The sequence below is a fragment of the Elusimicrobia bacterium HGW-Elusimicrobia-1 genome (genome assembly GCA_002841695.1).
Lineage (GTDB): Bacteria > Elusimicrobiota > Endomicrobiia > PHAN01 > PHAN01 > PHAN01.
In genome coordinates this window covers 64,287-83,047 of the sequence record PHAN01000005.1, presented here as the reverse complement: position 1 = coordinate 83,047, position 18,761 = coordinate 64,287, and the positions used below count along the sequence as shown (strand labels likewise).

At 51.4% G+C, this 18,761-nt stretch carries 19 protein-coding genes and 1 pseudogene; 18 read left to right on the top strand and 2 right to left on the bottom strand.

The genetic code is table 11. The annotated features are described in order from the left end of the window. Position 1 precedes the first annotated feature (1 nt). The 5 genes and pseudogenes from CVU77_04645 (at position 2) to CVU77_04625 (ending at position 2,897) form a co-directional block, all read left to right on the top strand. Entirely contained in the window at positions 2 to 1,096 is a 1,095-nt protein-coding gene (locus CVU77_04645; protein ID PKN01579.1) for an HNH endonuclease, read from the top strand. Between the two features lie 147 nt (positions 1,097 to 1,243). Next, positions 1,244 to 1,447, top strand: a pseudogene (locus CVU77_04640) (hypothetical protein). An 11-nt stretch (positions 1,448 to 1,458) separates the two neighbouring features. After that, entirely contained in the window at positions 1,459 to 2,238 is a 780-nt protein-coding gene (locus CVU77_04635) for an XRE family transcriptional regulator (GenBank protein PKN01578.1), read from the top strand. Beyond that, positions 2,222 to 2,611 (top strand): hypothetical protein, encoded by a 390-nt coding sequence (locus tag CVU77_04630; protein PKN01577.1) that lies wholly within the window; start codon positions 2,222 to 2,224, stop codon positions 2,609 to 2,611. Before CVU77_04635 ends, CVU77_04630 begins: the two co-directional genes overlap by 17 nt. Before the next feature lie 67 nt (positions 2,612 to 2,678). Further along, on the top strand, positions 2,679 to 2,897 hold the full coding sequence (locus CVU77_04625) for a hypothetical protein (protein PKN01576.1): 219 nt from the start codon (positions 2,679 to 2,681) through the stop codon (positions 2,895 to 2,897). A gap of 58 nt (positions 2,898 to 2,955) precedes the next feature. Here the strand turns inward: CVU77_04625 and CVU77_04620 are convergent, their stop codons facing one another. Both CVU77_04620 and CVU77_04615 read right to left on the bottom strand, forming a co-directional pair. Next, a complete protein-coding gene (locus CVU77_04620) occupies positions 2,956 to 4,551 on the bottom strand; it encodes a hypothetical protein (protein PKN01575.1) in 1,596 nt (531 codons plus the stop codon). Positions 4,552 to 4,663: 112 nt separating this feature from the next. Then, complete coding sequence (locus tag CVU77_04615) at positions 4,664 to 6,076, bottom strand: hypothetical protein (protein PKN01574.1); 1,413 nt, start codon at positions 6,074 to 6,076, stop codon at positions 4,664 to 4,666. 171 nt (positions 6,077 to 6,247) lie between these two features. Here CVU77_04615 and CVU77_04610 point away from each other — a divergent pair, with 171 nt between their 5' ends. The 13 genes from CVU77_04610 (at position 6,248) to CVU77_04550 (ending at position 18,713) form a co-directional block, all read left to right on the top strand. Next, the gene (locus CVU77_04610; GenBank protein PKN01573.1) at positions 6,248 to 8,050 is read left to right on the top strand and encodes a DNA polymerase III subunit gamma/tau; all 1,803 of its coding nucleotides are present in this window, start codon (positions 6,248 to 6,250) and stop codon (positions 8,048 to 8,050) included. Then, a complete protein-coding gene (locus tag CVU77_04605; protein ID PKN01572.1) occupies positions 8,047 to 8,685 on the top strand; it encodes a recombination protein RecR in 639 nt (212 codons plus the stop codon). Before CVU77_04610 ends, CVU77_04605 begins: the two co-directional genes overlap by 4 nt. A gap of 71 nt (positions 8,686 to 8,756) precedes the next feature. Further along, positions 8,757 to 9,332: a pyruvate synthase gene (locus CVU77_04600; protein PKN01571.1), complete on the top strand. Its 576-nt coding sequence runs from the start codon at positions 8,757 to 8,759 to the stop codon at positions 9,330 to 9,332. A 2-nt stretch (positions 9,333 to 9,334) separates the two neighbouring features. After that, the gene (locus tag CVU77_04595; GenBank protein PKN01570.1) at positions 9,335 to 9,634 is read left to right on the top strand and encodes a ferredoxin; all 300 of its coding nucleotides are present in this window, start codon (positions 9,335 to 9,337) and stop codon (positions 9,632 to 9,634) included. A 17-nt stretch (positions 9,635 to 9,651) separates the two neighbouring features. After that, positions 9,652 to 10,851, top strand: coding sequence for a pyruvate ferredoxin oxidoreductase (gene porA, locus CVU77_04590; protein ID PKN01569.1), 1,200 nt, complete (start codon positions 9,652 to 9,654; stop codon positions 10,849 to 10,851). A gap of 50 nt (positions 10,852 to 10,901) precedes the next feature. After that, positions 10,902 to 11,825, top strand: a complete 924-nt coding sequence (locus CVU77_04585; protein ID PKN01568.1) for a pyruvate ferredoxin oxidoreductase — start codon at positions 10,902 to 10,904, stop codon at positions 11,823 to 11,825. A gap of 266 nt (positions 11,826 to 12,091) precedes the next feature. Continuing rightward, complete coding sequence (gene cysK, locus CVU77_04580) at positions 12,092 to 13,024, top strand: cysteine synthase A (protein PKN01567.1); 933 nt, start codon at positions 12,092 to 12,094, stop codon at positions 13,022 to 13,024. Next, positions 13,021 to 13,470, top strand: coding sequence for an Rrf2 family transcriptional regulator (locus CVU77_04575; GenBank protein PKN01566.1), 450 nt, complete (start codon positions 13,021 to 13,023; stop codon positions 13,468 to 13,470). Before cysK ends, CVU77_04575 begins: the two co-directional genes overlap by 4 nt. A gap of 203 nt (positions 13,471 to 13,673) precedes the next feature. Next, entirely contained in the window at positions 13,674 to 13,883 is a 210-nt protein-coding gene (thiS, locus tag CVU77_04570) for a thiamine biosynthesis protein ThiS (protein ID PKN01565.1), read from the top strand. Continuing rightward, positions 13,883 to 15,109, top strand: a complete 1,227-nt coding sequence (locus CVU77_04565) for an O-acetylhomoserine sulfhydrylase (GenBank protein ID PKN01564.1) — start codon at positions 13,883 to 13,885, stop codon at positions 15,107 to 15,109. Before thiS ends, CVU77_04565 begins: the two co-directional genes overlap by 1 nt. A 4-nt stretch (positions 15,110 to 15,113) precedes the next feature. Then, a complete protein-coding gene (locus CVU77_04560) occupies positions 15,114 to 15,917 on the top strand; it encodes an adenylyltransferase (GenBank protein PKN01563.1) in 804 nt (267 codons plus the stop codon). A gap of 224 nt (positions 15,918 to 16,141) precedes the next feature. Continuing rightward, positions 16,142 to 16,534, top strand: coding sequence for a hypothetical protein (locus CVU77_04555; protein ID PKN01562.1), 393 nt, complete (start codon positions 16,142 to 16,144; stop codon positions 16,532 to 16,534). Between the two features lie 22 nt (positions 16,535 to 16,556). Then, positions 16,557 to 18,713, top strand: a complete 2,157-nt coding sequence (locus CVU77_04550) for a hypothetical protein (protein ID PKN01561.1) — start codon at positions 16,557 to 16,559, stop codon at positions 18,711 to 18,713. The last annotated feature ends 48 nt before the right edge of the window (positions 18,714 to 18,761 follow it).

Here is an 18,761-nt window from a genome sequence, read left to right as displayed (position 1 = left end):
TATGAAAATTGATCTACATAAAATTACAATTCGTAAAGTAATAGCTGGCTACAAAGAAAGTACCAAAGAAGGTGGTGTGACGGCTTATGAGGGCAAATTAAATATTCGTCCAAAATACCAGCGTGAGTTTGTGTACAAGGAAAAGCAACGCAATGCCGTGATAGAAACTATCAAGAACACTTTTCCGCTGAATGTGATGTATTGGATGATTAGAGATGATGGCGGCTACGAAGTGCTAGACGGCCAACAGCGCACCATCAGCATCGGGCAATATGTTACAGGCGATTTTTCGCTGAACGACCGCTTTTTTCATAATCTGACCAAAGAAGAACAGGATAAAATTTTTGATTATGAACTGATGATTTACTTCTGTGAAGGCACAGACAAGGAACGGCTGGACTGGTTTAGGATTATCAACATTGCCGGTGAAAAATTGACCGACCAAGAAATTCGCAACGCAGTGTATACAGGGCCGTGGCTCTCCGACGCAAAATTGAAATTTAGCAAAACAAATTGTGCGGCATATTTATTGGCAAATGATGGTGGGCAATTGGTAAGTGGTTCGCCAATTCGGCAGGAATATTTAGAAACCGCGCTTTCGTGGATAAATGACGGCAAAATAGAAGATTATATGGCCAAGCATCAGCATGATAAAAATGCTGATGAATTATGGCAATACTTTCAGGATGTTATCGCGTGGGCAAGAAAGACGTTTACGAATTACCGCAAGGAAATGGCAAGCGTAAATTGGGGTGAGCAGTACAACCAATTCAAAAATAAGAAATTAGATATTAAAAAACTAGAAGCCGAGATCAAAGAGTTAATGATGGACGAAGATGTAACAAAAAAATCCGGAATTTATCCGTATGTTTTGACTCGAAAAGAAAAATTCTTGAATATTAGAGCATTTACCGAAAAACAGAAAAGAGAAGCTTATGAAAAGAAAAAAGGCATCTGCGTAAAATGTAAGAAGCATTTTGAAATCGAAGAAATGGAAGCGGATCATATAACACCTTGGCATGAAGGCGGAAAAACCATTGCAGAAAATTGCCAGATGTTATGTAAGCAATGTAATCGGACTAAATCGGGGAAATAGAATCAGTCGAGAATCAAATGTTGTATTATTGCGCCGACGACGCAAGGTTGCCCGTGTATAACTTTTTTACTAAGTGTTGACAAATAATTTTACATTTACTATAATAGGATTACGTCGTAATAATCAACACGGTTAATTTACAATAATATGACCAAAAGAGAACGTTCGCAAACAAAACTTAAAAAAGTATTGAGATAAAAAGGGTATCGGTCTGGCAAAGCGCCAAAAGGCAAGGGTGCTTACCATGTTAAACCAGTTGCAGCGGGCGGAAAAACTGCAAAGAAAAATATTAGAGTAATACCAAAGGGAAAACATCAAAGAGTACACGCCAACAGAAAAAAACAGGGATAGGGTATAGTAATATGATTGGTAAATTTATTTTAGAACAACGCAAAAAACATAACCTAGCGCAAGAATTTTTAGCGTCAAAGATTGGGGTTTCGCGCCCTACTTATGTTCAAATAGAACAGGGTGAGCGCGATTTAACTATTCCCGAGGCAAAAAAGCTGGCGGATGCTTTTGGCATTGATTTTAATGATTTTATTAAGGGGGAGGTTCCCTCTGTTATGGTGAAAATCAAAAAAATTGCGAAAAAGATAAAAGAAGAAAAACAAGAAACGAGGATAAGCGTTCCACAGAAAAATCTAGAAAAATTTAAGGAAGTTTTACTTTATATTTTATCAAGAGTCGGTGGCAAGCCGAATGTCGGCGAGGCGGTAGTTTATAAGCTGCTTTATTTTATTGATTTTGACTTTTACGAAAAATTTGAGGAACAGCTTATCGGTGCCACTTATATCAAAAACCATTATGGACCAACACCAGTTGAATTTAAGGCCATTGTTGATGATATGATTAAGAATGGCGAGATCGTCAGAGTAGAGGGAAAATATTTTAATTACCCACAAAGAAAATATTTGCCGCTCCGCGAACCCGACTTAACGAAATTAAAAGACGCACGCGAATTGCACCATATTGATGAAGTAATAGCCAGATTGGGCGATAAAAACGCCACGGAATTAAGCGAATACTCTCACGAGGATACTCCTTGGCTCGTCGCAAAAGAAAATCAGACGCTTGATTACGAGGCTGTGTTCTACCGAACCCCTAAAACTTCCGTGAGAAACTATGACGAGCAATACTAACTATGGCGAAACGCCGGAATTCCAAAAAGATTTCAAAAGGTTACTCAAAAAATTCAAATCGCTTGAGGACGATTTGGAGTTAGCAAAAGTTGCGGCGATTGAGTTTTTCCACATTAAAAAAGTAAATAATTTGAGTATTTTCCCGATTCAGGGGTTTTGCACGGGGAAAATACAAATTTGTAAAATTAAAAAATTCGCTTGCAAGGCGTTGAAAGGACGGGGTTCAAAAAGCGGAATACGGGTTGTTTATGCTTTTCATTGTGAAAATTGCAAGGTAGATTTTATTGAGATATATTTCAAGGGCGAGAAAGAAAACGAAGACAGGGATAGGATTAAGGAGTATTTAAAAAATTTTAAGCGCCGCGCCAGCTAACGCCGGCACAAACCCCGTCGGCATCCAAAGCAAGAGCGTGGCGGAGGGATGCTCCTGCCCGTTGAGTTTGGGCAATTCCGTTTGTATATTTGCCACCGCCGACGTTATCCCGCCGGTTTTGAAATGTAAGACAGTAAATAGCGGTATTATGGAATCAGCGGCCATTCGGCCGCAATATCAGGAGGCCACAATGAGCAAAAGCAAAAGAACCGTAAAGCGCCACACATTCAAACTTCGTCGCAAACGCCGCATAGACAGAAAAAAAGCGGCCCGCAAGAAAAAATAAGCCGCCGTTTTTTTCGATAAAATCACCGCCGCATCCACCCTCGATCGACCGATGTTTTTTACATCGGAATTACAAAGGATACCACCGGTTTCATCCTGCCGGTGTCCGCTTGCGGGTTGAAGTCGATGTCGCCCTTTATGTAATCGAAAAAACTCCTTAGGTACTGCATTGCCAGCGGGTTTGAAATTTTAGCCGGCATGGAATTGTCGGAAAGTACCTCGACTTTGAGGTTGCCTCCGACAGTTTCGGCCGTCAGCCGCAGGGAAGTGCCTGCGCGGGTCGAATCTATAACCTCCGAGAGAACCACGTCGATGGTTTCGGTTATCATCACCGAATCCCCGTAGAGAACACCGCCGTCGGCCGATGTGGTCTCTATCGACAGACCTTTAGCGTCGGCTTCATCCGCCCGCCGCGTATGCGCTTTGTTGAGAATATCCGAAATATTCAGGGCCTCCCTGGCCGGTTTTATCCTTCCCGTCGCGTACTCCACGCTTTTTTCGACCAATCTCAGGTTGTGCCACATTTTTTCCGCCAGTTTCTGAGCTTTAATCAGGTGTTCGTTCTGACGGGAGTTTAATTCTCCCGCCACCGCTACCACGCTCATTGATTCCATCATATTTCTTACGGGTTGCCGCACGTACTTTACGGCCGCTTCGGCAAGCGCCGCCTGAGAGGCGAAGAATTTTCTCTCCGTGCACGCATCCGAGAAAATGAACACGCTTCCGCCGTCCTCGATTCTGGCAAACTTGGCGTTCCACCTCGCCGGCGGATGCGCAGTTATGCTTTTGTAGTTCGGCGCTATGTAAGTAACCTCTTCCGTCACATCGTACGGCACGTCGGCGAACCTTAAGTAAGCGGATCCGTTTTTTGCGTTGAGAAGATGCGGAAAAATAGTTTGCTCCACGGATTTGTCTATCAGCATGCCTTGTTCCATACTTACAAGCGCAAGAGCCGTCCTGTTGAAATTCGTCACATTGCCATTTTGATCCAAAAATAAAATACCTATCGAGAGCGATTCCAGTATCCCCCAGAGTTTCGCGCGTTCGTGATTGATTTCAGTCACATGTTCATGCGCTTCAAAGGCCGACACTACCGGCAGCGAAACAGCCATCAGGAAAGCCACGTCGTCCTCGCTGAAAATATCCTCGCCCGACGTAAAAAGCACCATCGCCCCGAACACTCTGGATTCTTTGATGATAGGCAGGGCTATGGCGCTTGTGAGTCGGTATTTTTCTATTGTTTTGCGGAAATACGGTGTTGCCAGACGGGAATCGGCAAGCGGTTGGGTGATTAGAATCGGAGACCTTTGAGTAATACAGTTGGCGGCGAGGCCGGGCACATTCTCGGAGACGCTTTGTCTTGCAAATGATTCCACGTCTTCGGATTCCATACCGTGCCAAAGGACAATCGAAGTGGAGCCCGACTGCGGGTCGTACTTGAAAACACTGCCGGTCGCCGCGCCCATGAGGGTCATTATTTTTGCCAGAGTGACCGCCACAAAACTCTGATAAGGCAGCGCCGCCGAATAGACGGCGAGTTCTCCGAGCGTCTCAACGGCCAGCGAATCGCGGGCTATTTTGGCGACCGACGATTTTTTACCGTCAGAAAGTTTATCGGTGTATTTGCGGTTTCGGCGCGCTTTTGTGTCTTTCACCTTAGCCCTGCTCCTCCCCGCGCAGAGGGTTACGGACACCCGCTGTGGGAACAGCTATTTATAGCACAAAAATACGGGGTTATTCAAGGTTTTTTTTAAGGTGTGAAAATAATCACGAACCGACTTCGTCGGCTACTATGCGGCGGGCTTGTTCGATGAGTTTTTTTGTGAGGGGCTCGTCGGGCGTTTCGGAATAAATTCTTACGACCGGCTCTGTTCCGGACGCGCGCACCAGAATCCACGACTCGTCGGAAAATATCAGTTTTACTCCGTCGAGGCGGTCTATGCGCTCTATGTTTTTGGACTTTCTCCAGACGGATTCCATCCTTGCGTAGACGGTTTTGGGCTCTACCGGGCGTTTCAGGCGCATGTCGAGCCGCTCGTAATGGGAGCGTCCGTATTTGGCCGTAATGTCGTCGGCCAGTTCTGATAGTTTTTTGCCCGCTGCGGATATTACCGACGCGGCGAAGATGGACGCCGCAAGGCCGTCTCGCTCGGGGATATGGCCTATTTCGCGGCCGAAACCGATGCCGCCGGACTCTTCGGCGCCTATTATGCATCCGCCTTTTATGAGTTCGTCGGCCACGTACTTAAATCCTACGGGAGCGTCGATTATTTTTACTCCGTAGGCGCGGGCCACTCGTCTGCTCAGATATCCCAGGGCGAAGCCCTGCACGGCGCATCCGCGCGTTTTTGGGTTTTTGAGCAGATGTTCCAGAAAAATCGGGAATACCATGTGCGGGCTGAGGTATCTGCCCGTATCGTCTATAATGCCTATGCGGTCGCCGTCGCCGTCTACGGCAAAGCCGGCCGAGCACTTATTTTCCGAGGTAAACCGCGCGAAATCTTTCAGGTTTTTCTCTATAGGTTCCGGATTGATCCCGCCGAACATGGGATCGTGATTCTGATTTATTTCTATGACCTCGGCGTGCGGCAGCGCGGCCGCAAGCAGTCCGGCTCCGGGACCGTGCATCGGGTTATAGGCCAACCGCATACCGGACGGAGCGTTTTTGCCGTGCGCGAACAGCCCGCGCAGTTTTGCGACGTAGGGCGAAATGAAATCTGCGGCGGGCAGGGATGTTCGCGGTGTTTGGAAACCACGGGGCAAAGACGGAATCAATTTTTCTATCTCGTCGGTTACGGCTTTGGGGCACGACGCGCCTTCGGGTGTCTTGAATTTGATCCCGTTGTAGTGCGGCGGATTATGGCTGGCCGTTATCATGACGCCGAATGAGACCTTTCGGGTTGCCGCGGCGTAGGCAAGGCATGGGGTGGTGACCGCCGCCTCGGAAAGTATGACGGGAATGGAGTTTCCGGCCAGGGTAGAGGCGGCCGCCTCGGCGAAATCTTTCGAGAGGAATCTTCTGTCGTAGCCGATTGCCACGGGGTGTTCTCTCAATCCCCGTCGGGATTTTATGTGCGCGGCCAGGCCGTCGGCGACTCGCGCGACGTTCTCGAAGGTAAATTCTTCGGCTATTACGGCGCGCCATCCGTCTGTCCCGAATTTAATGTTTTGCGGTTTCATCGGCAATCATTTTACAAAAAAAAGTTTTTTGCGGGAAACGTCCGGCGGCGCTCCGGTGCTGGTACCGTCGGAGAAGGGCGGCGGCGTTTGATTTTTTCCGTCATAATTATGTAATATACGTTCGTAGTATCCGACACGTAAAAATCCCGCACCCACCGGAAACATATCCTTATGAAGTACGAGGCGATAGCCCGCAAATACCGTCCGATGAACTTCGGCGAAGTCGTCGGTCAGGGTCACATTGTTTCTACGATTTCAAACGCCATATCCTCGGGCCGCATCCACCACGCTTATCTTTTTTCCGGCACCCGCGGGGTGGGCAAAACGACGATGGCCAGAATACTGGCCAAGGCGCTCGACTGCGAAAAGGGGCCTACGTCCGAAATATGCGGCGTGTGCGACGCCTGTAAGGGAATAGCGACGGGCAATTTTGTCGACGTTCAGGAAATCGACGGCGCATCAAACCGCGGTATCGACGAGATAAGAAGTTTGAGGGAAAACGTCAGATTCGCGCCTGTCTCGGGACGCTATAAGATATTCATCATCGACGAAGCTCACCAGATTACCGGCGCGGCTTTCAACGCGCTCCTTAAAACCCTCGAAGAGCCGCCTCCCCACGCGATTTTTATACTGGCCACCACGGAATCCCGGAGCATTCCCGCCACGATTTCATCCCGCTGCCAGAAATACCGTTTCAAGATGATTTCCGTCGAGGAAATCGCCGCGGCGCTGACGAAAATACTTTCGGCCGAGAGCGTAACTTTTGAACCCGAAGCGCTCCCGGCGATTGCCCGCGCCGCCGATGGCTCCATGCGCGACGCGCAATCGCTTCTTGATCAGGCGATTGCTTACGGAGACCGCAACGTGACGGCCGCCTCGGTCAGAGAACTTCTGGGCGTTTTGCCTTCGGAGATAATCGACGGGGCGCTTGAAGCCGTCGCCGCCGGCGATGCCCGCGCCGCGCTCGGTTGCGCGGCAGAACTTGCTTCCGGCGGCCACGACTATTCCGCGTTTTTGACGGAAATGCTCTCCGCGCTGCGCTCAATGCTGCTTCTTGCGGTAGGCGCCGAAGAAGTTTCCACGGAAGCGCGGTCGACGGCGGAAAAACTCGCCTCAAAGCACGCCCCGGCTTTCACGCGGGAAAAAATCTTGAGATTTTCAAAGCTGCTTTTGAAAGCCAAAGAAGAGATGAGGTGGACACACGACGCCAGATTTCTTACGGAACTTTATCTGGTCAAAATGACACAGCCGTTTGTGGGGGCTTCGGAAATTCTCGATGCCGTTTCCGCCGAAACGCCTTCCGCCTCGGATATCTCCGGCGTCGTCGATAAGTCGTCCGGCCCGACGACGTCCGACGATAAAATATCAAAATCATCCGATTCTCGTCCCGCCGCCGGAACTTCCGCCGTCGCGCCTGTTTCCGCCGCCTCGGTGGAAGTCAAACCCGCGTCCGAGGCCGGTCTGTCGGATATCTGGCGCCGTTTGCGCGAATCTTTGCCGGCGTCGGAAGAGCGTCTGCGAGCTTGTCTTGCCAACGTTCGTCTGACGGCCATCGCCGAAGGCGCGGCCGAACTGTCCGCCGTCTCCGATTTCTACGCCTCCGCGGTTTCCAAAAAAAATGACCTGCTCGCCGCCATTCTTGAAAAAATCACCGGGGCGAAACTGATTATCAAAACGAAAGTTGTCGCCGTCGCCGGTCTCGGCGCGGCATTATCGCCGTCGTCCGGCGACGACTCGTCCGATAGCGACGACGAAGCGGAATCCGACACTGTGGCTCCGCCCGACGATGAGGATGAATCCGCCGGTTTCAGCGGGTCGATTTTTGCCGCGCCGGAGCCGCTAAAGCCGTCGGTTTCAAAGGCGGTACGTCCCGTGTCGCCGCCGCGGCCGCCCGCGGCATCCGCGCCCGACGGGCTCAAGAAAATCCTCGACATATTTCCCGGCAAAGTCGCCAAGGCGGCTCAAACCGAATGAGAAAACCCCGCGCGATAGATCGTTTGGCCAAAGAGTTTGAAAAAATTCCCGGCATCGGTCCGAGGCAGGCCGAGCGCATCGTCTATTTTTTCATCAAGCAGGGTCCCGATTTTATCGACGGCTTCGCTTCGGCGGCTTCCGATGTAAAAAATCTGGTAAGATGCTCGGAATGCCGTTCAGTGTCGGAAACTTCGCCGTGCGCCGTTTGTTCGGACACATCCCGCGATTCTTCAAAGCTTCTTGTCGTCGCCAATACGGCCGACGCGGAGGCCATAGAGCGCACCGGCAAGTATGACGGATATTATTTTGCCATGGGAGCGTTACTGTCGCCGCTCGACGGCATCAATCCCGCCGATTTGCCGCTTAACGAGTTAAAAGCCCTCGTTGAAAAGAAAAGGTTTGCGGAGGTCATAATAGCCACCGACCCCAACGTCAAGGGCGATGCCACGGCGCTTCTGATAGCCGACGCGCTCGACGGTGTGTGCGGCGCGGTGACCCGCCTGGCATACGGACTGCCGTTCGGCGGCGATGTGGAATATGCCGACGAGATAACATTATCCGGAGCCATCGACGGCCGCAGGAATATAAACAAGCGCAGCAATCAGGGAAAAGTGGCGGACGGGGTTAAACAGTGAGGATACAGAAAAAAAATCCCCCGCCCCCTCCCCGCCGAATTCTGATTGCTAATTTATAGGAGAAAACGCAAATGAGCGAAAAAATCATCGAAATCCGTTGGCACGGACGCGGCGGACAGGGGGCCAAGACCGCCGCGCTTCTTTTCGGCGAAGCGGTTTTATCGACGGGAAAATATATTCAGGCGTTTCCCGAGTACGGTCCCGAAAGAATGGGCGCTCCCGTGCAGGCATTCAACAGAATAAGCGATCATCCGATCCTGATTCACAGCGCCATCACCAATCCTAAATACGTCATCGTGCTCGACGAAACTCTTATGGGGCCTATTGATGTGACTGCGGGCATGGGCGCTGAGGCCGTAATAATAGTCAACACCGAGCGAACCAAAGAGGATGTCGCCGCCACATTGGGTCTTAAACCTTCGCAGGTTCATGTCATAAATGCCACCAAGATTGCCCGCGATACCATCGGCCTTCCAATCCCGAACACTCCGATGCTCGGCGCGCTCGTTAAAATCATCGAAGGATTGTCTCTTGACGATATTCTTGACGACACTCGCAAGAAACTGACCAAAAAATTCCGCCACAAGCCGCAAGTCATCGAGGGCAATATGGCATCCATAAAAAAAGCTTACGACGAGGTGAAATAATTATGAGCAAAGCCGAAAAGGTAACCGAAACTAAGCCCGGGTGGAAGAGTTTGCCCGAAGGCGACATTCTTGAAGCCGGCACCGCCGCAAAGTTTAAGACGGGCTCGTGGCGTTCCGAAAAGCCGGTCTGGGACGAAAAAAGATGCATTCAGTGTATGTTCTGCTGGATAAATTGTCCCGACGCCGCGATAATTCTTAAAGACGGAAAGGTCGCCGGAATCGACTACGACCATTGCAAGGGCTGCGGAATATGCGCCAAAGAATGTCCGCCCAAGGCCTCGGCGCTCAAGATGGAAAAATAATCTTCGGGAGAAATATAATGACGACAGCAACCAAAAAGAATTTAGTCGCAAAGACCGGCAACGAGGCCATGGCCGAGGCCATGCGCCAGATAAATCCCGACGTGGTGGCGGCCTACCCCATTACGCCGTCGACGGAAATCGTGCAGATATTCTCGCAGTTTGTCGCGGACGGGCTGGTGAAAACCGAGTTTGTTCCAGTCGAGAGCGAGCACTCGTCCATGTCGGCCTGCATCGGCGCTTCGGCCGCCGGGGCCCGCGCCATGACGGCCACGTCGTCTCAAGGGTTTGCCCTTATGTGGGAGATGATTTATATCGCGTCGGGCCTTCGTCTGCCCATAACGATGTCCGTCGTCAATCGCGCGCTCTCGGCCCCTTTGAACATTCACGGGGATCATTCCGACACTATGGGCGCCCGCGACGCCGGATGGATACAGATTTATTCCGAAAATTCTCAGGAGGCCTACGACAATCTCATTGCGGCCGTTAAAATCGCCGAGGACGGGCGCGTGAAACTTCCGGCGATGGTTATGACCGACGGGTTCATAATAAGCCATTGCATGGAAGCCATAGAGATGCTCGGCGACGACGAGGTCAAAAAGTTCGTCGGCGATTATAATCCCTCGCGTTATCTGCTCGATATAAAAAATCCCTACACGCTGGGCGCGGTGGATCTTCAAGATTATTATTTCGAGCACCGCAGACAACTTGCCGCCGCCATGGAACGCTCGCTGCCGGTGATAGCCGAAGTTGCCGCCGCTTTCAAAAAAGAATTCGGCCGCGAATACGGGTTTTTCGAGTCGTACAAAATGTCCGACGCCGAAACGGCGATAATCGCCATCGGCTCGGCCTGCGGCACGGCAAAAACCGTGGTCGACGACCTCAGAACCCGCGGAGTTAAAGCAGGGCTGCTTAAAATTCGCGTTTACAGGCCGTTTCCGTGGAAGGAAATTGTCGCGGCCATCAAAAATCTTAAAGCCGTGGCGATTCTTGACCGCGCCGATTCGGCGAACGCTTTCGGCCCGCCGATCTACACCGATATTACGTCGGCGCTCTACTCTTCCGGAATAAAAATCCCGGCGGTTTCTTACGTTTACGGCCTGGGCGGAAGGGACATAGTGCCGGAGCATATCGAAAAAGTTTACGACGACTTGTCCGCTGTTTCAAAGACCGGTTCCGCGGCAAATCTATTTAACTTCATAAATCTGAGGGAAGAATAATCGACTGACATCGCGCGGGATTCAATCGCGCGTCATCGAGAGGAAAAATAATGGCTAATCTCAAAGAAATCGCGAAAAAGCAGGAACTTTTTACCGGCGGACACCGCCTGTGCTCCGGCTGCGGCGCAGGGATAATGGCGCGTCAGGCCCTTTTGGCGGCCGACACTCCCGTCGTTGTGGCGAACGCAACCGGGTGTCTGGAAGTCGCAACGACGATTTTTCCCTACTCGTCGTGGAAAGTGAACTGGTTTCACTCGGCCTTCGAGAACGCCGCGGCGACTTGCTCCGGAATGGAAGCGGCATACAAATCGTTCAAACGTCAGGGAAAGATAAAAGACGACATAAGATTTATAACTTTCGGCGGAGACGGCGGAACTTATGATATAGGATTTCAGTCCTTATCGGGAGCCGTCGAGCGCGGTCACAGAATGCTCTATATTTGTTACAACAACGAGGCGTATATGAATACCGGCGTTCAGCGTTCGAGCGCCACTCCGCGCGGCGCGCACACCACGACCGAGCCCGTGGGAAATGTTAAACAGGGCAAGACCAATTTCCGAAAGGATCTCACGAAAATAATGGTCGCGCATAATATGGCTTATGTTGCGCAGGCCGTGGTGGGTCACTGGAACGATTTTATGACGAAGGTCCAGAAAGCGTTGGCCGTCGACGGACCCACGTTCATAAACATTCTGCAGCCGTGTCAGCTCGGGTGGGGATATCCGCCGGAAATCACGACGGAACTGGGGCGCTTGGCCGTAGAGACCTGCATGTGGCCGATTTACGAAGTCGAAAACGGGAAATATAAAATCAGCCGCAAGCCCAAAGAAAAACTACCCATAGACGTATTCCTGAAACCTCAGGCGCGTTTCAAACATTTGTTCCGTCCCGACAACGCCGAACTTCTTAAATCCGTCCAGGCGGAAGTCGACGCGAACTGGGAGAAATTGCTGAAACTCGAATCTCAGCCGTAAATCTCCGCCGCATTTCGCGGAGCCCTCGTCGGGCGCCATCGTTTTTCTCCGGCGGCTCAATGGCGGGGCCCGCGACCGTTAATGTAAAAAATCTTCCGTCTGAAATTGCCGGCGCTTGTGCCCTCCGGACTTTTACCCGCCCCGATTTTCCGAAAAACGCATTTTACAACCCACTTGACAAAACCTTTTACCAAATGTTATAATATACATACAAAGTCGATAAACAAAGTCGACTATATATTTTTGTCTCGGTTGAGAGGTTAAAAATGCAACGCATATTCGACGACGTTACAAAAACAACCGGCAACACGCCCCTTGTAAAAATCAACAAGCTTTCAAAGGGCTCCGGAGCCGTAGTTTTGGCAAAACTTGAATCGTTCAATCCGCTTTCAAGCTTAAAAGACAGAATAGGTGTCTCTATGGTTGACGATGCCGAAAAGCGCGGAGTTCTTAAAAAGGGCTCTACGATAATCGAGCCGACATCCGGCAATACGGGCATCGCTCTGGCTTTTGTGGCCGCCGCGCGCGGATATAAACTTATATTGACGATGCCCGAAACGATGAGTATAGAAAGAAGGCAATTACTTAAAATCTTCGGCGCCGAAGTCGTCCTGACCGAAGGTCACAAAGGTATGCAGGGTTCCATCGATAAAGCCCGCGAACTTGCCGCGCATACGCCGGGCAGCGTCGTGCTTCAGCAATTCGATAATCCCGCCAACCCCGCGATTCACATGACCGTCACCGCCGAGGAAATCTGGAACGATACCGGCGGTAAAGTCGATATTTTCGTGGCCGGCGTCGGCACGGGCGGAACAATCACCGGCGCAGGCGAGGGACTTAAAAAGAAAAATCCGGAAATAAAAATAGTGGCGGTCGAGCCGGAGGCGTCGCCGGTTCTTTCGGGAGGAATTTGCGGGCCGCATAAAATTCAGGGTATCGGCGCGGGTTTTGTGCCGTCGGTGTTGAACCGCGGAATCGTCGATGAGATTATACGCGTCGACGACGCCGCATCCGGCGCTATGACCGTGAGACTCGCCAAAGAAGAGGGAATTCTCGCCGGAATTTCAAGCGGCGCGGCAATGTGCGCCGCCCTGGAAGTCGCCTCAAGGGTGGAAAACAAAGGCAAAACAATCGTCGTCATACTGCCCGATTCGGGGGAGCGTTATTTATCGACATGGCTTTTTGAGGATTTAGTATGAGGATATCGTTCAAGGGTGACTACGCTCTTAAAATAATTCTCGATTTGGCGGCGACGCACAACAAAGGTATCGAGCGTATAAAAGATATTTCCAAACGTCAGGATATACCGGAGAAGTTTCTGGAGCAGATCATAATTATTTTGAAGAGATCGGGATATATCAAAACGGTTCGCGGTCCCAGAGGCGGAGTATCTTTGGCCAAGCATCCTTCCGAAATCACTTTGGGAGAAATAGTGCGGCTTATGGACGGAACGACCGCGCCGATTGCCTGCGTGAGTTGTTCGGCATATCTCAAATGCGGTTTCGAGAGCAGGTGCGCTTTTAAGAAAGTTTGGGCCGAAGTGCGCGAAAAGACCAATGATATCGTCGATAAAACCACGTTTCAGGATATGGTAACCGAGGCGAACAAAATGGAGCCGCACGGGGCGATTGAGTACAATATATAGCAGCCCATTTTTTTTAATATTTAAGATTACTATTTCGATAGACATTGTTATTATGTGACCATTGAAAAAACTCGTAGTTTTGTCATTGCGACCCCGCCGTTTTGGTAGGGACAGGTCGCGACCCGTCCCTACTTCGTCATTACATTCCTCGCAATGACGGCCAAGTGGACTTTTTCAACAATCTCATTATATAGGGAGATGATATGCCTAAAATCAAAGTTAACGGAAACCCGCAGGAAATCGCGGATGGCGTTACCGTGGCGGCGTTGCTTGCGTTAAACAAAGTCGAGATGCCCGATATGGTGAGCGTTCAACTAAACGGCGAGTTTGTAAAGCGCGATAATTTCGGCTCCACCGTCGTAAAAGAAAATGACGAAATAGATTTTTTATATTTTATGGGCGGGGGGAGATAATGGGATTTACGACCAAAGCCATTCACGCGCCTTTTTTGAAGAAGGACGCGCACGGAGCGCTTAACTTTCCGGTTTACGATTCCGTGACTTTCGAGTTCGACAGCGCCTCGGACATCGAAGACGCTTTTATGGGGCGCAAGCCGCGGCATGTTTATTCGAGGATTACGAACCCCACCGTCGAGCATCTCGAACAAAAGATTAAAAATGTTTCGGGGGCGTTCGCCGTGGCGGCCGTTTCGTCGGGAATGGCCGCGATAGCCGACACCGTTATGAACATCGCCCAAAAAGGCGATAACATAATCACGACGAAATACATATTCGGCAACACTTTTTCGCTTTTCAAAAATACGCTCGGACAATGGGGACTCGAAACCAGATACGCCGATTTTTCCCGCCCCGAAACCGTCGAGAAGCTCATAGACGAAAACACCCGCGCGATTTATTTTGAGACGATAACGAATCCGCAGCTCGAAGTCGCCGACGCAAAAGCGCTGTCGCTCATCGCCAAAAAACACGGAATACTTCTTATGTGCGACACGACGGTCACGCCGATTTATTTATTTAACGCGAGGGACTTCGGCGTTGACGTCGAGGCGCTGTCGAGCACGAAATATATTTCCGGCGGCGCGACGTCCGTCGGAGGAATCATAATAGACCACGGCACATACGACTGGCGGCGCATACCCAAACTCGCCGCCGACGCCAAAAAGCAGGGGCCTTTTACGTTCATCACCAAACTTAAACGCGAAGTTTACCGCAATCTCGGCGCGTGTCTGTCGCCGCACAACGCGTATTTGCAAAGCGTGGGGCTCGAAACGCTGGCCATGAGGGCCGACAAGTCGTGCGCCAACACTCTGGCCGTCGCAAAGTTTCTTGAAGGCAACGGAAAAGTCGTCCGCGTGAACTATCCGGGACTTGAAAGTTCGCCGTTTTACAAAGTCGCCGCGGCGCAGTTCGGCGCAAAATGCGGGGCAATGCTGACCTTCGAGTTGTCGTCGAAAAAAGAGTGTTTTTCGTTTCTGGACAAGCTCAAACTCGTGAGGCGCGCCACCAACATCAACGACAACAAGACCCTGGCCATACATCCGGCGTCGACTATATTCTGCGAGTATCCGCCGGATTTGCGTATCGAAATGGGTGTGCCGGACACTCTTGTGAGGATTTCTTCGGGCATAGAAGACATCGAGGATATAACAGCCGACATCGCTCAGGCATTGGAGAACTGATTATATGCTTACCGACGAACAAATCGAAAGATACAGCAGGCACATAATCCTAAAAGACATCGGCGTCGAGGGGCAGGAAAAGATAATCGCCGGCAAAATCCTGATAATAGGCGCCGGAGGTCTGGGGGCGCCTGCGGCGCTTTATCTTGCCGCCGCCGGCGTAGGAACCATCGGTATCGTCGACGGCGACAATGTGGACGTAACCAATCTTCAGCGTCAGGTCATCCATTTTACGCCCGACGTCGGCCGCGCCAAGGTCGTTTCCGCTGCCGAAAAAATAAAACTCATAAACCCTCGCGTCGAAGTGAGAACTTATCAAAAAAGGGTTTCCGCCGCGGACATAACCGACGTGATAAAGGACTATGATTTCGTCATAGACGGCACGGACAATTTTCCGGCGAAGTTTCTGATAAACGACGCCTGCGTCATGTCGCTCAAACCCTTTTCGCACGGCGGAATCTTGCGTTTCGACGGCCAGACAATGACGTACGTTTCGGGGCAGGCGTGCTACCGGTGCGTTTTCAAGGCGCCTCCTCCGCCCGACGCCGTTCCGACTTGTTCGCAGGCGGGAGTGCTGGGAGCCGTCGCCGGAATGCTCGGAACCATTCAGGCCGCCGAAGCGCTTAAATTTCTGACGGGAAAGGGTGAACTGCTGAGCGGGCGGCTTCTTATATTCAACGCCTTCACGATGGATTTTCGGACTGTCAACATAAAGCGCGATCCCGAATGTCCCGTCTGCGGCGATTCTCCGACGATAAAAGAGTTGAAGGACTACGAACAGGCGTCTTGCGATTTGAAACGGAAATGAAAAAATTTTACTCCGGTATATTTGTTCTTTGCGGGGGTCTGTCCCAAAAATGTCATTCCCGAATGCCTGCCCTCGAATGTCTTTATCGGGGGTCGTTATCGGGAATCTACTATAACTTTAAATTCTGGATTCCCGTTTACACAGGAACGGCGTCTGGATTCCCGCTTTCGCGGGAATGACATAATGGGCGGGAATGACAGTATGGTGAGAAAACGCGGAGAAATATGAAAATAAAAAAAGATTTAATCGGGCGGATATTCGCGCGGGGCGAAGCGGAAGCCCCCGTTGAAATATGCGGCTATATCGCGGGAAGCGGCGATACGGCGACGGAAGATTATCCGATAAAAAATACCGAGCGAAGCGCCGAGCATTTCACGATGGACCCCAAAGAACAATTCGACGTCATGCGCCGCGCAAGAAATGCGGGACTCGGGATTCTGGCGGTTTATCACACGCATCCGGCCACGCCCGCTCGTCCGTCTGAGGAAGACATACGCCTGGCCTGCGACCCGGGCATAGTTTATGTCATAGCGTCGCTGGCATCGGGAGTTCGCTCGATAAAGGCGTTCCGTATCGTATCGGGAGAAGTCAGTAACGAGGATTTAACCGCCCTGTGACGGGCCCGCGAGAGCGCAAATTATGTTCAAACTTCCGGATTCTATAAAGAGCCAAATCGGCAAATACGGCGATGCCGTGCGCGATTTCATATCCGGCGCGACGTCCTGGGCGCGGTTTACCGGCGTGCGCGTGCCGTGGGGAAATTACAGCCACCGCGGCGGCAAACTCTTTATGTCCAGAATCCGCGTCGCCGGCGGCACTCTGACTCCGTTGCAACTCCGCGCTTTGGCCCATTGCTCCAAAGAATACGGCAACGCCTCGCTTCATCTGACGACAAGGCAGGACGTTCAGATTCACGAAGTCCGCGCCGAAGACATAATAAAGATACACGAGTATCTGGCCGATTACGATTTGTCTTCGCGCGGCGGCGGCGGAAATACCATAAGAAATATCACGGTCTGCGCTTTGGCGGGTGTCTGCAAAGACGAGATATTCGACGTGCGGCCCGACGCCGTCGCTCTGACGGAGCGGCTTATCGCCGAGGACGACTCATACACCCTTCCGCGCAAATTAAAGATGGCTTTTTCCGGGTGCGATATCGACTGCGCCGGATGCAGAGTTAACGACGCGGGCTTTATCGCTTCGACGAAAGACGCCGCGTCCGGCTATCGCGTATGGGCCGGCGGAGGTATGGGAGCGCATTCCGCAAAAGGCGCGGTTCTGGAGGAGTTCGTGCCGGCGGAAGACGCCGGATACGTCGCCGAGGCCGTAAAGAGCGTCTTCTATAAAAGAGGCGACAGAAGAAACAAGCACCGCAACCGTCTGAGATTCTTGATACAGGATATCGGCTTCGACACTTTCAGAAAATATTACGCTGACGAAATAAAAGCGCTTAAAGTCGCGCGCACCGTCGATAATTTAAGAAACGCAGGGTTCGCAAGCGCCTCGGCCGAAGGTCCGTCGCGTGGAAGCGACGCAGAGGACGGCGACGATTATCGCGATTTTCTTGAGTTTAATACCGTCGGGCAAAAGCAGGAAGGTTTCGTCGCGGTGAAACTGAGAATTCCGCGGGGCGACATAGACGCGGCGTTCGCCGAAAAAATCGCCGCGCTGGCGGAATCGTTCGGCGACGCGACGGAACTTCGCGTGTCGCAGAATCAGAACCTATACATAACGAACGTAAGAAAAGACGACGTCCACAAGTTATTCGTCGGGCTGAAAGACGCGCTGAAGACGTCGCCGGAAAACGCGCCGTACGATTTTCTTTATCCCGATACGCTCCTGGACATAACCGCCTGCAAAGGCGCGGCGACATGCAATCTGGGTCTTTTGAACTCGCCCGCTCTGGCGCGGGAGCTGGAAATGACGCTTAAATCTTTTCGTCCCATGGAACATATATTTAAAGGAATCAACATTAAAATAAACGGCTGCCCGAATGCCTGCGCCCGTCATCCGCTGGGGCTTGTGTCTTTTCACGGGATGGTCAGAAGAATCGAAAACCGGCCTGCGCCGTTTTATAAACTCCTCGTCGGAGGAGGCGTCGCGGAAGGCAAAGTGTCCTTTGCCCGCGACACGGGAATTTTAATACCGGCGCGAAACATGCCGGCTTTCTTAAAAGAGTTTCTGTCCGCGCTCGCTCAAAAGTTCTCCGATGGGGACGCGGCAGCCGCCGTCGTCGGTAAATATGCGGCGGGTATCGCCGGCGATATAGCGCCGAAACATACGCGCGTGCCGTCGTACGGCGAAGACAGAAATTTCTACGTCGACTGGGGCAGAGACGATGAGTTTTCGCTTGAGGGCACCGGGCCCGGAGAATGCGGCGCGGGCATTCTCGATATGATAGAGTCCGACCTTATCGACGCAAAAATCGCGCTGGATAACGCCTCTGCGGCTTATTCCGTCGACGAAATAAAAAAAGCCGTTTTCTATTCGGCCAGAGCGCTTCTCGTCGTCAAAGGCGCCGACCCTGAAACCGCCGCCGAGGCCTTCGCGGATTTCAGTAAACATTTTGTCGACGCGGGCATTTCGCCGTCGAGATACGGCGAACTTAAATTTTTTTACGACGCTTTGAGCGGCGAGACATCGTCCGACGACAAAAAGGCCGGGGATGCCGCCGCAAGGCGCGCGGCGGATGTCGCATCGGCACGGGAATTTCTGACTCACATAAACGAACTTTACAAAAGTATGGATTCGTCGTTCGATTTTCCGGCGGCGTATAGGAGAGCGAATAGTAAATAGTGAGTAGTGAATAGTGGTCGGTAAAACCGCAAGACCTCTATCCACTAA

What these genes read in the sequence shown, in the direction of transcription:
- CVU77_04645 (PKN01579.1), top strand. Translation starts at nt 2, where the DNA reads ATGAAAATTGATCTACATAAAATTACAATTCGTAAAGTAATAGCTGGC.
- CVU77_04635 (PKN01578.1), top strand. Translation starts at nt 1,459, where the DNA reads ATGATTGGTAAATTTATTTTAGAACAACGCAAAAAACATAACCTAGCG.
- CVU77_04630 (PKN01577.1), top strand. Translation starts at nt 2,222, where the DNA reads ATGACGAGCAATACTAACTATGGCGAAACGCCGGAATTCCAAAAAGAT.
- CVU77_04615 (PKN01574.1), bottom strand. Translation starts at nt 6,076, where the DNA reads ATGAAACCGCAAAACATTAAATTCGGGACAGACGGATGGCGCGCCGTA.
- CVU77_04610 (PKN01573.1), top strand. Translation starts at nt 6,248, where the DNA reads ATGAAGTACGAGGCGATAGCCCGCAAATACCGTCCGATGAACTTCGGC.
- CVU77_04605 (PKN01572.1), top strand. Translation starts at nt 8,047, where the DNA reads ATGAGAAAACCCCGCGCGATAGATCGTTTGGCCAAAGAGTTTGAAAAA.
- CVU77_04600 (PKN01571.1), top strand. Translation starts at nt 8,757, where the DNA reads ATGAGCGAAAAAATCATCGAAATCCGTTGGCACGGACGCGGCGGACAG.
- CVU77_04595 (PKN01570.1), top strand. Translation starts at nt 9,335, where the DNA reads ATGAGCAAAGCCGAAAAGGTAACCGAAACTAAGCCCGGGTGGAAGAGT.
- porA (PKN01569.1), top strand. Translation starts at nt 9,652, where the DNA reads ATGACGACAGCAACCAAAAAGAATTTAGTCGCAAAGACCGGCAACGAG.
- CVU77_04585 (PKN01568.1), top strand. Translation starts at nt 10,902, where the DNA reads ATGGCTAATCTCAAAGAAATCGCGAAAAAGCAGGAACTTTTTACCGGC.
- cysK (PKN01567.1), top strand. Translation starts at nt 12,092, where the DNA reads ATGCAACGCATATTCGACGACGTTACAAAAACAACCGGCAACACGCCC.
- CVU77_04575 (PKN01566.1), top strand. Translation starts at nt 13,021, where the DNA reads ATGAGGATATCGTTCAAGGGTGACTACGCTCTTAAAATAATTCTCGAT.
- thiS (PKN01565.1), top strand. Translation starts at nt 13,674, where the DNA reads ATGCCTAAAATCAAAGTTAACGGAAACCCGCAGGAAATCGCGGATGGC.
- CVU77_04565 (PKN01564.1), top strand. Translation starts at nt 13,883, where the DNA reads ATGGGATTTACGACCAAAGCCATTCACGCGCCTTTTTTGAAGAAGGAC.
- CVU77_04560 (PKN01563.1), top strand. Translation starts at nt 15,114, where the DNA reads ATGCTTACCGACGAACAAATCGAAAGATACAGCAGGCACATAATCCTA.
- CVU77_04555 (PKN01562.1), top strand. Translation starts at nt 16,142, where the DNA reads ATGAAAATAAAAAAAGATTTAATCGGGCGGATATTCGCGCGGGGCGAA.
- CVU77_04550 (PKN01561.1), top strand. Translation starts at nt 16,557, where the DNA reads ATGTTCAAACTTCCGGATTCTATAAAGAGCCAAATCGGCAAATACGGC.